The sequence below is a fragment of the Streptomyces sp. NPDC059037 genome (assembly GCF_042740015.1).
Lineage (GTDB): Bacteria > Actinomycetota > Actinomycetes > Streptomycetales > Streptomycetaceae > Streptomyces.
Map to the genome: position 1 here is coordinate 46,825 of NZ_JBHYIG010000015.1, position 13,396 is coordinate 60,220.

The 13,396-nt window shown below is 69.4% G+C and carries 12 protein-coding genes, 1 tRNA gene and 1 pseudogene; 11 read left to right on the forward strand and 3 right to left on the reverse strand.

The window, feature by feature from the left end; all coding sequences use genetic code 11:
* Positions 1-27: 27 nt before the first annotated feature.
* The gene (locus tag ACFWY6_RS05650; protein WP_384686704.1) at positions 28-396 is read right to left on the reverse strand and encodes an ArsR/SmtB family transcription factor; all 369 of its coding nucleotides are present in this window, start codon (positions 394-396) and stop codon (positions 28-30) included.
* Positions 397-561: 165 nt separating this feature from the next.
* Here ACFWY6_RS05650 and ACFWY6_RS05655 point away from each other — a divergent pair, with 165 nt between their 5' ends.
* From ACFWY6_RS05655 to ACFWY6_RS05675, 5 genes are all read left to right on the forward strand, one after another.
* Positions 562-1,641 (forward strand): NADH:flavin oxidoreductase/NADH oxidase, encoded by a 1,080-nt coding sequence (locus tag ACFWY6_RS05655; RefSeq protein WP_384686706.1) that lies wholly within the window; start codon positions 562-564, stop codon positions 1,639-1,641.
* Between the two features lie 191 nt (positions 1,642-1,832).
* Complete coding sequence (locus ACFWY6_RS05660) at positions 1,833-3,068, forward strand: helix-turn-helix domain-containing protein (RefSeq protein WP_384686708.1); 1,236 nt, start codon at positions 1,833-1,835, stop codon at positions 3,066-3,068.
* A gap of 696 nt (positions 3,069-3,764) precedes the next feature.
* Positions 3,765-3,865: transfer RNA gene (locus ACFWY6_RS05665), tRNA-OTHER, on the forward strand.
* Positions 3,866-3,919: 54 nt separating this feature from the next.
* A complete protein-coding gene (locus ACFWY6_RS05670; RefSeq protein WP_384686710.1) occupies positions 3,920-4,807 on the forward strand; it encodes a radical SAM/SPASM domain-containing protein in 888 nt (295 codons plus the stop codon).
* Positions 4,808-5,031: 224 nt separating this feature from the next.
* Positions 5,032-5,625, forward strand: a complete 594-nt coding sequence (locus ACFWY6_RS05675; protein WP_384686712.1) for a phosphotransferase — start codon at positions 5,032-5,034, stop codon at positions 5,623-5,625.
* A gap of 355 nt (positions 5,626-5,980) precedes the next feature.
* Here the strand turns inward: ACFWY6_RS05675 and ACFWY6_RS05680 are convergent.
* A pseudogene (locus ACFWY6_RS05680) lies at positions 5,981-6,145 on the reverse strand (DUF6417 family protein); the annotation flags it as partial.
* Between the two features lie 762 nt (positions 6,146-6,907).
* On the opposite strand from ACFWY6_RS05680, the gene ACFWY6_RS05685 reads away from it, so the two are divergent.
* Positions 6,908-7,063, forward strand: a complete 156-nt coding sequence (locus ACFWY6_RS05685; RefSeq protein WP_384686714.1) for a hypothetical protein — start codon at positions 6,908-6,910, stop codon at positions 7,061-7,063.
* A 44-nt stretch (positions 7,064-7,107) separates the two neighbouring features.
* Here the strand turns inward: ACFWY6_RS05685 and ACFWY6_RS05690 are convergent, their stop codons facing one another.
* Entirely contained in the window at positions 7,108-7,479 is a 372-nt protein-coding gene (locus ACFWY6_RS05690) for an ArsR/SmtB family transcription factor (protein ID WP_384686716.1), read from the reverse strand.
* Positions 7,480-7,566: 87 nt separating this feature from the next.
* Between ACFWY6_RS05690 and ACFWY6_RS05695 the strand changes: the two genes are divergently transcribed.
* The 5 genes from ACFWY6_RS05695 to ACFWY6_RS05715 all read left to right on the forward strand — a co-directional run bounded on the left by ACFWY6_RS05695 (position 7,567) and on the right by ACFWY6_RS05715 (position 13,317).
* The gene (locus ACFWY6_RS05695) at positions 7,567-8,607 is read left to right on the forward strand and encodes a cation diffusion facilitator family transporter (RefSeq protein WP_384686718.1); all 1,041 of its coding nucleotides are present in this window, start codon (positions 7,567-7,569) and stop codon (positions 8,605-8,607) included.
* Between the two features lie 26 nt (positions 8,608-8,633).
* Entirely contained in the window at positions 8,634-9,113 is a 480-nt protein-coding gene (locus ACFWY6_RS05700; protein WP_384686720.1) for a hypothetical protein, read from the forward strand.
* 144 nt (positions 9,114-9,257) lie between these two features.
* Entirely contained in the window at positions 9,258-9,473 is a 216-nt protein-coding gene (locus tag ACFWY6_RS05705) for a hypothetical protein (protein ID WP_384686722.1), read from the forward strand.
* A 155-nt stretch (positions 9,474-9,628) separates the two neighbouring features.
* Positions 9,629-12,448 carry an AAA family ATPase gene (locus ACFWY6_RS05710; protein WP_384686724.1) on the forward strand — a complete coding sequence of 940 codons (2,820 nt, stop codon included), beginning with the start codon at positions 9,629-9,631 and terminating at the stop codon, positions 12,446-12,448.
* Positions 12,449-12,570: 122 nt separating this feature from the next.
* A complete protein-coding gene (locus ACFWY6_RS05715; RefSeq protein ID WP_384686726.1) occupies positions 12,571-13,317 on the forward strand; it encodes a BTAD domain-containing putative transcriptional regulator in 747 nt (248 codons plus the stop codon).
* Positions 13,318-13,396 lie beyond the last annotated feature (79 nt).

Below are 13,396 nucleotides of genomic sequence, written 5' to 3' on the forward strand. Positions count from 1 at the left end.
CGCCTGACCTGCGGTGCCGCCCGGAAGTCAGCGCAGCACGGTGGGCCGCTCGGCCTGGGCGGCGGCCGCGCCGAGGATGCTGCCGAGCAGCCCCGGGAAGAGGGCGTCCAGGTCGTCGCGGCGCAGCTCGTTCAGCTTGGCCGTGCCGCGGTAGATCTGCTGGATCACGCCGCTCTCGCGGAGCACCCTGTAGTGATGCGTGCTCGTGGACTTCGTGACGGGCAGCTCGATCTGCGAACAGGAGAGCCCGGGGCCCGCGCCCGCACCGTCGCCGGCCAGCTGCCGGACGATCAGCAGGCGGATGGGGTCCGACAGCGCGTGCAGCACGCCTTCGAGCCGGATCTCCGCCCGCTCGGGGTGAGCGAGCGGTCGGCTGCTCGCTGCGTCGGCAGTCATGGCGGCTCCACTTCGTCCAGGCGTCCTTCGTCGTCATCGCCACGCTCATCGACAACATCATCGACGGGCTCCATTGTACGAGGATCTTCGTAGTTTGACATCCACCGTACTACGAGGTTTATCGTACTAGCGGCATCCGAGACCGCCCACGATATGGAGTCCGCCGTGAGCACACTGTTCGAGCCCTACACCCTGCGATCGCTGACCATTCCCAACCGCGTGTGGATGGCGCCGATGTGCCAGTACTCGGCAGAGGTGTTCGGACCGAACGCCGGCGTCGCGAACGACTGGCACTTCGCCCACTACGCGGCGCGCGCCACGGGCGGCACCGGCCTCGTCATCCTGGAGGCGTCCGCGGTCTCCCCCGAGGGCCGCATCTCCCCCGCCGACCTCGGCATCTGGAACGACACACAGGTCACCGCGCTGCGCCGGATCACGGACTTCGTGAAGGGTCAGGGCAGCCGTGTCGGCATCCAGATCGCCCACGCGGGTCGCAAGGCAAGCACCGACCGCCCCTGGAAGGGCGGCGCGCCGATCGCTCCGGACGCGGAGGAAGGCTGGCAGCCGCTCGCCCCGAGTCCGCTGCCGTTCGACGAGCGCCACACGGTACCGACGGAGCTGACCACCGATCAGATCCAGGAAGTGGTGGAGCAGTTCGCGGCGGCCGCCCAGCGCGCCCTGGATGCGGGCTTCGACGTCGTCGAAGTGCACGGCGCGCACGGCTACTTGATCGGCGAGTTCCTCTCCCCGCACAGCAACGAGCGCACCGACGAGTACGGCGGCTCCTTCGAGGGCCGCACCCGGTTCGCCCTCGAAGTCGTCGACGCCGTACGCAAGGTGTGGCCCGAGGACAAGCCCCTCTTCTTCCGCATCTCGGCCACCGACTGGCTGGAGCAGAACGGCTGGACCCCGGACGACACCGTCCGCTTCGCCCGGCTCCTCAAGGACCACGGCGTAGACCTCCTGGACGTCTCCACCGGCGGCAACGCGACAGGCGTCCGCATCCCGATAGGCCCCGGCTACCAGGTCCCCTTCGCCGCCCGCGTCAAGGCCGAGACCGACCTGCCGGTCGCCGCCGTCGGCCTGATCACGGAACCGGAACAGGCCGCGAAGATCCTCGCGAACGGCGAGGCGGACGCGGTCCTCCTGGGCCGCGAACTCCTCCGCGACCCGTACTGGGCACGGCGCGCGGCCCGGGAACTCGGCGGCACGGTACAGACACCGGATCAGTACGGCCGCGCCTGACTCCGGTCTCTCCTCGTCGACGAGGGCCTCATCAACTCCGGTGAGAGGTGGAGGCAAAAGGGGCCCTCGCTGACGGAGTAGGCAGGCACCTGCAAGGGCGATGAGAACCCCTGGCCGTTGACGATCTATCCCTCCCCGGGGGAGACCGTTCAGCTTGGCCAACAGGCGTACGCTGGGCGGGAGGTGATTCGATGTCGTCGCTGCGTGAGAACGTCCGGGATCTTCGCCGCCGCGCGGGTTGGAGCCAAGAGGAGCTAGCCAACGAGGCGAACCTCTCCGTGGGTACGATCCGCAAGATCGAGCAAGGCGGGGACGCCAGGGTCGAGACCCTCCACATGATCGCGCGGGCGCTCGGTACGACTACCTCCAGCCTCTTCGCGACGGAATCCCCCGACCCCGTGCACGCCAGCGCAGGGGACGGACCGAAGCTGACGGAACTCAGGCGGGCGCTTATGCCGCCTATCGGGCTGGCTGAGGTGCTTGCCGAGCCAGAACAGGCGGCTAGCCTTCCGTCGATTCAGCGCGACATCGACGATTCTCACAGCCTGTACCACGCCGACCGTTACGACTCGGTGGCCAAGAAACTGCCCGGCATCCTGCGTGCCGCTGAGGCTGCCGTCATCCTCAGCGAGGAAGGCGAAGCGCACCAGCGAGCCATCATTACTCGGGCCAGTGCCTTCCTCCTCGCTGGGAAGTACCTGACTCAGGTCCGGCGCTATGACATGGCTTATCACGCACTCTCTCAGGGAATTCGGGACGCCCGCGAGACGTGTCAGGTCCAAATTGCCGCAACTGGCGTTGTAGGAATGGGCTGGCTGCTTCTGCGGCAGGATCGCTTCGACGAGGCTGAGCGCTTGGCCACCGTCACAGCCGCTGAGGTCGAACCGCGGATCTCCAGCGCCTCCCCCGGGGAATTGGCGGTATGGGGAGAACTCCTCCAGCGCGTCGCCTCTGCCGCGATGCGGAACAACCGCCCGGATGTCGCCGGAGAAGCTCGTCGAATGACCGCCACAGCCGCAAGTGCGTTGAACGAGGAGCACGTCAACTTCCGCGAGCACTGGACCACCTTCGGGCCAGTGACGGCTGAGGCGAAGGCAATTGAGGATCTCGCCCTCATCGGTGATGCGCGCGGCGTGCTACGCAGGGCTGACGAAGGGCCTGTTGGACGGAAGGCAGTCAAGAGGTTCGGCCGGCCAAGCGCGAACAACTGGGATAGGCACCGTCTGGACGTCGCCTACGCTCACGCACGACTCGGATCACATCAGGACTCAATGGAGGAGCTGAACACCATCCTCCGCACTTCCCCTGAGTGGCTGAAGCACCAGTCAATGGCTCGCTACGTCATGTTGGACATCCTCGCCCACCGCAAGCGGACACTGACTCAGGACATGCGTCGCATGGCCGCCCACCTGGGCGTGACGGGCTAAGTGCCATCCTGCGTAGTAGTTCCTCGCTCTCTGTCAAAGAACTATAACGCTCCATGTCTGGGGCCGTCCGACGGCTCCGAATAGCGTCGTCCGTATGGTGACGGCAGGGCGAAGACAAGCAGACGCAAACAGCGATGAGCCATACACGCCCAGGGTTGAAGAAACCGTCTTAGACGCCCACATGGACCGCGTGGGCGTCGTGATGGGCAACGAAGGCGGGCTCTATCAGCTACGTCCCCCGCAGGGCGGCCGCGAGTGGGATGTGAAGGCCCAAGGACATCCGATACCTAGACCCACAGCGGTTGCTAAGCGCACGGGTGTCCGCTGCCAACGCCAGGAGCGAGAGGCGGTTGACGTGATCACCGCCAAGCACGTTGGGAAGACGGTCCAGGACTCATCGGGGCGCAGGGGCTCCCTTCAGTCGATAGAGGACTTCCTCGACCCCAAGCTCTCGTACGACGACCCCCGTCGCGTCCCCACTCGTCTTGCCTTCGTACGCCCTGAAGGCGGAGGCATCGAGTGGACCGCCAAGCCGTCCGCCCTCCACGTCGCCCAGACCCCGCGGCGTGGAGCTGGCCGACGAGGAAGCTCCGCCCCCTCTGCCCGCGGTGAGACCCAGTAGGGGCGGATGATGACCCGCTTCGGTCGCCCTTCAGTGACGCGGGGAAAACGGCCGGAGCGGGCCCCTTGGAACGTCCCCTTGTAGCTCAGTCAGGAAGTGCGCTGAATCCTGCGTGGTGTTTTTGCACCTTGTTCCACTACGCCCAGAGACCCCGGTTCGAGTCCGGGCAAGGGAACTGTCTCCCCCGGCTGTCGGCGGTCGGGGAGAGGCTCCACATCAAGGAGGAGTCGTGACAGCATCAGTAGTTGAGAAGTCGTCCTTACCCGCGCAGCGGAAAGGAGCGGGATTCCTGTGGTTGGACTTGACCCGGAAGTGCCAGCTTGAGTGCCTTCACTGCCTCAATGGGTCAGGGCCCGACGGTCACCACGGGGAGATGGCCCGCGAGGACTGGCTCAGGGTCATCGACGAGGGCGCCGCGAGTGGTGTTCGGGCGGTGCAACTGTTCGGTGGCGAGCCGCTTCTCCACCCCGACTCACTCGAACTCGCAGACCACGCCATGAGCTGCGGACTCGCGGTTGAGGTGTACAGCAACCTCGTTCACGTCCCGGATACCTGGTGGGACATCCTCCAGCGCGAGGGCGCCTCTCTCGCCACGTCGTACTACTCGGACAACCCCGAGGAGCACAACACGATCACGGGCCGCCAGAGCCACGCCCGGACACGGGCCAACATCAGCCAGGCCATCACCCTCGGCATCCCGATCCGTGTCGGGATCATCGACTGTGGCGGAGGTCAGCGCGTCGAAGAAGCGCGTCGCGAACTGACCGCTATCGGAGTGGAGAGGATCAAGACGGACGCAGTTCGTCCCTTCGGGCGTGCAGCGTGCGGGCAGGAGCCGAGTACGTCCGGGCTGTGCGATCGGTGCGGTGACGGCCGCGCGTCGGTCGGCCCTGACGGCAAGGTGTCACCGTGCGTCTTCTCGACGTCGTTGAGTGTCGGCAACGTCCTCAACGGCTCGTTGGAAGGCATCCTCAATGGCGACGACATGGCCGCCGCGGGAGTCCTCATCAGCTCGTCCGTCATCCGCATAGGTGGCAACGGCGGGGATGACGATGACGACAACGACGATGAGTGCTCGCCCGGGTTTCCGGGAAGTGAGTGCACTCCCCGGAACTAGAAGGAAGCCGGAATGAGCCGTCGCCTCCCCAGTGCCGAGTTCTTGGATCTCATCCATCCCTACACGGGAGACGTCTCCGACGCGCAGCCCACGGCGCGAGGATTCAGCTCTGACGTCCTCACGTTGATCGATGGCGGCCTAGGACGCTTCTTCGTCAAGGGAATCGAGAACCGGGCCGGGGGCGACGGGACTCCATCGTCAGAGAGCGGCTGATCAACGAAGCCGTGCAACCACTCTCCCCCCGCCTTCTGTGGCACGCGGAGAACGATCAGTGGATCGCACTCGGCTTCGAGTTGATTGACGGTCGTCCGAGCGGCTTCGCGCCAGGCTCCGCCGATCTTCCTGCCGTCGCTCAGCTCGTGAACAGGATCGGGGAAATCTCCGTGCCTGCCGTGGCCGAAGACTGGCCAGAGACCCGATGGGACCGCTTCGCGTCGGACCAAGATGACGCCACACTGTTCAAGGGTGACAGCCTCATCCACGGAGACATCAACCCGAGCAACCTTCTCGTCGGAGACGCTGGCTCATGGGTCGTCGACTGGGCATGGCCCACGAGAGGAAGCGCGTTGATCGACCCCGCGCTACTCGTCCTGCAGCTCATCGCGGCAGGCCACAGCCCGGAGGGTGCGGAGTCGTGGGCGTCACAATGCGCTGCGTGGTCGAAGTCCGATCCTGCGGCGATCGATGCCTTCGCCACTGCCAACCTGCGGATGTACCGCAAGAGGGCCAAGCGATTCCCGGATCAGACGTGGCTTGGCGCCATGGAGGCGACCGCTCAGACGTGGGTCGACTACAGGCAAGGAGAGCCTCGCCCGTAGCAGATTCGGGCGGCAGCACCCACTCGACTCCGCCCGCCCCGCTCACTGATGCGCCAACCATGCGACACCGGCTCCGCCCGCTGTGGTGATCAACGAGACGAACCACACGGGCACGCGCTGAATGATCAAGTGCAGCCCGCCACAGCGAAGTTCGAACTGCGGCGGGTCGCATCGTGGGTTGAGTTCTTTGGTCATGAGTCCATTTAGCGCCGCAGAACTAGGCGACTACGAGCCACTCTCAAGACGACTGTTTCGGCCATAGGCTGACTCATAGCTGCCGTTCGGAAGTGCCCCCTGCCAGGCAAGCCCCACGCCCTTGCCCTGTCCCCGGGTGCCCCGCGCTAACGAACGGGGCTTACTCGCGCGACGGCACCCGTGCCGCAAGGTCACACGCGAGCCGGCCCGCTTCCTCTGCCTCCTCGTCGTCGCCAGATGCGAAGTGGGCGAGGACGTCCAGGAGGTCGTGAGCCTCGTCAAGGGTCAAGATCGACAAGCGGGTCGTCGGCGTGCATGGGCGCTCCTCCGTGGCCGACGGAGCACCACGGTACGGCGGAAGGCGGGGGAACGGGTGTGCCTGTGGATAACAAGCGTCAAGTAGTACTCAGCCTCGCCGATGACCAGGCGTGAAACAGGTCGACAACCTCTTGCAAGTCAAAGAAGTCACCGACGAACTGTGTTAGATCACTCCTGAAGTCCGCAGGATTCACCGTCACTGGAGCATGCATGGAATCCTCCACCCATCGGATATGAAGCCAGCGGGCCGAACCGACGAGCCTACGAGCCACCAGACAAACTTGATCCAACACGTCTATAGGGTGATCAAAGTAGGCGGAACGATCACGGATTCCGCGCAGACGCCACATTCCATCCCTAAGGCGCGTGACACCCTTCGGGTCCTCGCACCTGCCATGGACCGCGTCCCTACTTTCCTCGATCAACGAAAGGCACGCGTCAGAGAACTCTGCATAGGCGCGCTGCCGCAGCCCCCACACCCCATGAGGGACGCCCTGTTCGACCCCGACCACGTGCACGCTGCCGATTCGGCTCGCCTGGATCACGTTCTCAGCGGACCCACCGGCCACGGAGTTAGACGTCTCTGCCACACAGCAAGTCTAGGACGGCGGAGCCAAGTTGACGTTTGAGACAGTCATCACGCCGCCTCATACATGACAGGCGTCCGCCTGCCTTCGTTGGGATCTTCGCGCCCGGCGGAGTCCTCTCGGAAGCAGCGGCTGAACCGTCGCCGGGAGGCGGTATGTGGGCCGTGTTGGAGCAAGTGGCGATGGCCGCTCCACAGATCCTGCTCTGTGTCATCGGGCTGTTCGTCGTGATGATCCTGCTGTCGCTCGTCATCAGCCTGCGACGCGCGGAGGCCGCGGAACGCCCGGAGATCATCCGCGCGTTGGCGGACCTCATGGCGTTCTGGAAGAAGCGGTAGCAAGCGACAGCAGCCGTCGGCTCAGCGCCGCCGGGGCCCATGGGTCAGCGTCGCGCTCCCCGATGGTCCGCGAGGTTCAGCGCCTCGCCGACCAGGCGGCGCAGATGGCCGTCCGGCAGCGCGTAGACCATGCGGCGGCCCTCCTTGCGTACCGTCACCAGGCCCGCGAGGCGGAGTTTCGCCAGGTGTTGGCTCACCGCGGGGCGGGCCGCGCCGCAGGCCTCCGTGAGGGTCGACACGTCGGCCTCGCCCCGGCCCAGCGTGTGCAGCAGGAGCAGGCGGGTGCGGTCGGCCAGGAGGCCCAGGAGTTCGGCGGCGTACGTCACTTGCTCATCGCCCGGGTCCCGCGGGTGCGAACCCTGCTGCTCAGCGCCCGGGTCTTGCGGGTGCGAACCCTGCGCAGGTGATAGGTGCATGCGTGCGCTCATACGCACATACTGGGGGTGGGCGCCCACCGGCGTCCACCCGTCCAGTCCGTACCGCCGCGTCGGAAGGCCTGCCTCGTGAGTCATCAGCACGGACACACCCACCCGAGCGAACCGCACCGGCACGGCGGGCGCGGCCGGCTGCGGCACCGCGTCGCCCATCTGGTGAAGCCGCATTCGCACGACTCAGCCGACCGGACCGACCATGCCCTGGAGTCGTCGGCGCGCGGGATGCGGGTCCTGTGGATCTCGCTCGGGGTGCTCGGCGCCACCGCCGTCGCCCAGTTGGTGATCGTCGTGCTCTCCGGCTCCGTGGCGCTCCTCGGCGACACCGTCCACAACGCCGCGGACGCGCTCACCGCGCTGCCGCTCGGCGTCGCCTTCGTCCTCGGCCGGCGTGCCGCCACCCGTCGCTTCACGTACGGCTACGGACGGGCCGAGGACATCGCGGGGCTGCTGATCGTCCTGACCATCGCCGCCTCCGCGGCGTTCGCCGCCTGGACGGCGATCGACCGGCTGATCGACCCGCGCGACATCAGCCACCTGCCCGCCGTCGCGGCCGCCGCCGTGATCGGGTTCATCGGCAACGAGTGGGTGGCCCGCTACCGCATCCGCGTCGGCCGCGAGATCGGCTCCGCGGCCCTCGTCGCCGACGGGCTGCACGCGCGTACCGACGGATTCACCTCGCTCGCCGTCCTGCTCGGCGCGGGCGGCGCCGCCATCGGGTGGCAACTGGCCGACCCCATCGTGGGGTTGGCCATCACCGCCGCGATCCTGCTCGTCCTGCGCGACGCCTGCCGCGAGGTGTTCCGGCGCATCATGGACGCCGTCGACCCGGCCGTGGTCGACACCGCGCAGCACGCGCTGGAGCACGTGCCCGGCGTCCGCGCGGTCGGGGAGCTGCGGATGCGCTGGATCGGCCACCGGCTGCGCGCCGAGGTCGCCATCGTCGTCGACGGTGACCTCAGCGTGCGCGACGCCCACGAGGTGGCGGTCGCCGCCGAGCACGCCCTGCTGCACGCCGTACCGAAGCTGACGGCCGCGCTGGTCCACGCGGACCCGGCGCCGGTTCCGGGGGCGCCGGATCCGCATGCCACTCTGGCGCATCACATCGTTTGAGATCACATCGTTTGAGAGGTGTGCGAGTGGATGTCTTCCGGGACGCGCCGCGGAGCCGGGCGGTGTGGGACGACCTGCCGGGCATCGTCCTCGCCGCCTTCGCGCGGTGCGACGCCCGGCGCCTGGAGCTCGAGCGGTCGCGGCTCGCGCCCCGGCTGCGGGGCGCGGTCACGACGCCGGTGTACTCGGTGGCGTACCGGTTCGCGTCCTGGGAGCGGCTTGTCGGGCTCCTTGAGGCGGGCGGGCGGCCGTACTTCATCGTCGAGTACGGGAACGATCTCGATTCCCGGGATGCCTTGGATGAGGTCATGGGCGCGCTGCCCGATGAGGCGCGCGACGGTCCGCCCGGGCGGCTGCTCGCGCAGCTCGACGCCCGCTTCGTCGCCGCGACCGTCCCGGACCCGCGGGGAGCACTGCGCCCCTGGGTCCCGCTGCCGCACGGACGTCCCGAGTCCGGCCTCGGGGTGTGGTGGCGGCGCAGGCCGCTGCGTGAGCCCTGGAACTGAGCCCCTGGGACTGACGGGGCGTACGGGGCAGTTCGGCACACCCCCTGGTCCTAGGACTGGGGTCATCCCCAGGTGACTCCCCGAAGCGCCGGGCGGAACGGGGTTCCTAGGCTCGCACTGTCGCGATGTGTCACGTTCGGGGCTGTGCCGGCCCCCCGGGAGGGCGTTGTGCGCTACGTCATCGAGGTGTTCCGCTCCCCCGGGGGCGTGCACGGGAACGTCGTGGACGAAGAAGACGGCGAGGAGGACACGGGGCGGGGCACGCCGTTTCACGGCTGGCTCGAGCTCCTGTCGCTCCTCGAACCTCCGCCCGAATCGGCGCCCTCGTCCGCGACGGGTGACGACTCCTGTGACATCTGATCCCGCCCGGCGGGAAACCGCTCTTCGGGAGTGGGGAATCAGCTTGTACCGAGAGCGGTTTCGGCATCATCGTGGACGTTCAGGGTCATGCGCCCGGCACTGTTCGCCGTCACGGTCCGGGCGGCCTTGCCGGGTGTCGACAGGTGGGGGCGGTGATGACGTCCGGGAACTCGCTGAACGGCCATGTCCACACTCCGGCGTTCGCCGGTCGCACACACGAACTCGCCGTGCTCCAGGAGGAGTTCCGGCAGGTGTGCGACGGTGTGCCGCGCCTCGTGCTGATCGACGGGCCCGGCGGGATCGGCAAGACCGCGCTGATCCGCAGGTTCCTGGACACGGCGGGCGACGCCTGTGTGCTGCAGGCCAGCGGTGAGGAGAACGAGAGCGGGCTGCCCTGCGGGGTGCTCGCCCAGTTCGTCGGGCAGAGCCCCATCCCGCTGCCGGACTGCCTCGGATCGCTGGTCCGCGTGCCCCGCTCGGCCCCCGGCACGCTGCCGCCGCTCGCGGCCGGCTTCGGGCTGCTCGACCTGCTGAGCGAGCTCCAGGACAAGGGGCCCGTCATCCTCGTCCTCGACGACGCGCACTGGGCGGACTCCGCGTCCCTGAACGCCCTGACGTTCGCACTGCGGCGCCTCCGCGTCGACAAGGTCCTCGCCATCGTGACGGCACGGGACCCGGCCGCGCCCCAACTGCCGGACGGCATCCGCCGTCTGCTCGGTGACGTGCGCACCCGCCGGATCCCTCTCGAAGGGCTCAGCCCCGACGAACTCGGCTCACTCAGCGTCCAGTTGGGCACCGACCGGCTCCCGCACTCCGCTTCCGTACGGCTCCACGACCACACGCACGGCAATCCGCTGCACGCCCGCGCCCTGCTCGACCAGGTGCCGGACCGTGTCCTGCGGGACGTGGCGACGCCGCTGCCCGCTCCTCGTTCGTACGCCATGCTGGTGCTCGCCAATCTCGCGGAGTGCGGACCCCAGGCGCTGCGGCTCGTGCAGGCGGTCAGCGTGCTCGGGCTCTCCAGCCCGCTGGTCGTGGCCGCATCGCTCGCGCGGGTGCCCGCACCGCTGCCCGCGCTCGAACGGGCCGTCAAGGCAGGCCTGTTGAGGGAACTGCCCGCCGGGACCGCGCCCGAGATCGCCTTCCCGCACCCCCTGGTGCACGCCGCCGTCTACCAGGACATCGGCCCCGCCCACCGGGCCGCCCTGCACACCCGGGCCGCGGCACTGGTCGGCGACGAGTACTCGAGCCTGCGCCACCGGGTGCTCGCCGCCACGGGACCCGACGAACACCTCGCCGCCGCGCTCGCCGCATGCGCGAGGCGGGAGGCCGCCACCGGGCAGTGGGCGGTCGCGGGAACGCATCTGCGGCACGCCTCGCGGGTGGCGACGACCGACCAGGAGCGCGACCGGCTCGCCGTCGAAGCCGTCGAGGCACTGCTGCTCGACGGCCGGGTGCACGAGTCGGCCGAACTCGCCGCGGGGCTGCCGGAGAGCGCGGATCCCGCGCTGCGGGGCTACGTCCGCGGCTATGTGGCGCGCGTCCAGGGACGTATGGAGCAGGCGCAGACGCTGCTGGTCGACGCCTGGGACCAGTGCGACCGCGAGAACGACCCCTCGCTGGCCGCGCGGGCCGCCGAGCAGTTGAGCTACGCCGCCGTGATGCGGGGGCGGGCCGCCGACGCCGCACGGTGGGCGGAGCGCGCCCAGCGCCTTTCCACCTTGCAGGGCCCGAGCCGGATGCTGCGCTTCAACCACCTGCTCGCCCTTGGCCTGAGCGGATTCGCCCAGAAGGGCATCGAGCTCGCGGGCGAGCTGCCCGATCCGCTGCTCGTGCCGCCGTCGAGCATCGATCTCCTGCTGGCGCGTGGGCAGTTGAGGCTGTGGTCGGACGATCTGCAGGGAGCCCGCTGTGACCTGCTCGGGGCGGTGGCGAGCTGCCGCAGGGGGACCGTGCCGCTGCGGCTGCTCTCGGCGTCGGCGCTCGCCCAGACCCTGCACCGGCTCGGCGACTGGGACGAGGCGCTGATCCACGCGGAGGCGTCCGCGTCGATCGCCGACGACACCGAGCAGTCGTGGCTCAAGCCCGTCACGCACGCCATCGCCTGCTGGATCCTGTCGGCGCGCGGCGAGTGGGAGCGGGCTTCGGTGCATCTGCGGCTCGCCCTCGACGCGCCCGGCTGCGACGAGAGCGCGCTGGCGTTCGCGTACGCGGCGTCGGCGCACGGCCGCTTCGCCGAGGCACGCGGGGAACCGGAGCGGGTCGTCGAGGCGCTGCGGCCGCTCCTCGGGTTCGCCTCGCACGACGGGGTGAACGAGCCGGGCGTGGTGGCCTGGCGCGAGCTGATCGTCGACGCGCTGATCCACCTGGGCGAGTTCGACGAGGCCGAGGCCGTGCTCCTTCCGTACGAGGAGCGGGCGGCGGCCCGGGGGCGGCACTCGGCGCTCGCCGCGGCGGCGCGGGTGCGCGGAAACCTGCACGCGGCGCGCCGTGAGACCGACCGCGCCCAGGCGTCCTTCCTGCGCGCCCACGACCAGGCCGCGCAGGTGCCATCGCCCTTCGGCCGGGCCCGGGTCGAACTCGACCACGGGGCGTTCCTGCGCCGGATCGGCCGCCGCTCGGTCGCCGTGGAGCAGCTGCACGCCGCGTACACCACGATGCGCGCCCTGGGCGCCGCCCCCTACTTGGCGCGCTGCGAAAGGGAGTTGGACGCCTGCGGCCGGGCCGCGCCGCCGCGGCCCGCCCAGGATCCTGCGGACGCCGGACCCGCCGCCGACGGACTCACCCCGCAGGAGCTTGCCGTCGCACGCCTGGCGTCGCAGGGCCTGACCAACCGTCAGATCGCCACCGCGCTCGCGCTGAGCGTCAAGACCATCGAGTACCACCTGGGCCACACGTACACGAAGCTCGGCATCACCTCCCGTATCGGGCTCGTGAGCCACTTCTCGCCGCAGGAACACCGCGCGTCGTCGTAGCCGTCGCGGCCTCGGGCCCGGCAGACCGGGGATTTCCCTGGGCGGTTCCCTGAGGCACCCCGGGTGACCTCCGGCGTAGGTTCGTGCCAGGTCAGGGGCGGGTTGCTCAACTGGGGGTACAGATGGCCGTCACGGAATGTCCGGCGGTGTGCGACGACGCACCACCCGCTCTGCGGCTGCGGCTGCTCGGGGGTTTCCAGCTCAGCCGCGACGAGGGCGGGGGCGCCGTGCCGGTCGGCGTCCCCGCCAGCGGGCAGCAGTTGATCGCGCTGCTCGCGCTGCGCGGCTCGGCGACGCGTTCGGCCCTCGCGGGGACGCTGTGGCCCGATGTCACCGAGGAACGCGCGCGGGCCTGCCTGCGGACCGCCATCTGGCGCCTCAACGGCGCGAGTTCGGTGGTCGCGGACGCACGGTCCGGGGTGCTCTCGCTGGACCGGCGCGTCCGGATGGACATCCAGGACTTCACCACCGCGGCACACCACATTCTCGCGGACCCGGCGGAGGGGACCGGGGCCGCGTGCGCCTCGCTGCTCGGCATGGGCGAGCTGCTGCCCGGCTGGTACCAGGACTGGGTGGTGTTCGAGCGGGAGCGGCTGCACCAGCTGCGGCTGCACGCCCTGGAGGCGCTGTCGGCGCGGCTCGTCGCCCAGGAGCAGTACGCGCCCGCCCTCGAGGCCGCTCTGGAGAGCACCCGGATCGACCCGCTGCGCGAGAGCGCGCACCGCGCGGTCGTGTCGGTGCACCTCGCCGAGAACAACCTCGCGGAGGCGGTACGGCACTTCAAGGCATTCCGCGGGCTGCTCCGCACGGAACTCGGCATCGAGCCGTCGGCGCAGTTCTTCACGATGGTGCGCCATGTGCTGACGTGACGGGCGCCCGTGCCCGGCCCCGGGGGGGGGGCCGCGCGGGGGGGGGGGGGGGGCGCGGGGGGGGGGGGGGGGCCCCCCC

Coding starts and splice junctions, on each gene's coding strand:
- ACFWY6_RS05650 (WP_384686704.1), bottom strand. CDS start 396: ATGACTGCCGACGCAGCGAGCAGCCGACCGCTCGCTCACCCCGAGCGG.
- ACFWY6_RS05660 (WP_384686708.1), top strand. CDS start 1,833: ATGTCGTCGCTGCGTGAGAACGTCCGGGATCTTCGCCGCCGCGCGGGT.
- ACFWY6_RS05685 (WP_384686714.1), top strand. CDS start 6,908: ATGGCCGCTCCACAGATCCTGCTCTGTGTCATCGGGCTGTTCGTCGTG.
- ACFWY6_RS05690 (WP_384686716.1), bottom strand. CDS start 7,479: ATGCACCTATCACCTGCGCAGGGTTCGCACCCGCAAGACCCGGGCGCT.
- ACFWY6_RS05710 (WP_384686724.1), top strand. CDS start 9,629: ATGACGTCCGGGAACTCGCTGAACGGCCATGTCCACACTCCGGCGTTC.
- ACFWY6_RS05715 (WP_384686726.1), top strand. CDS start 12,571: ATGGCCGTCACGGAATGTCCGGCGGTGTGCGACGACGCACCACCCGCT.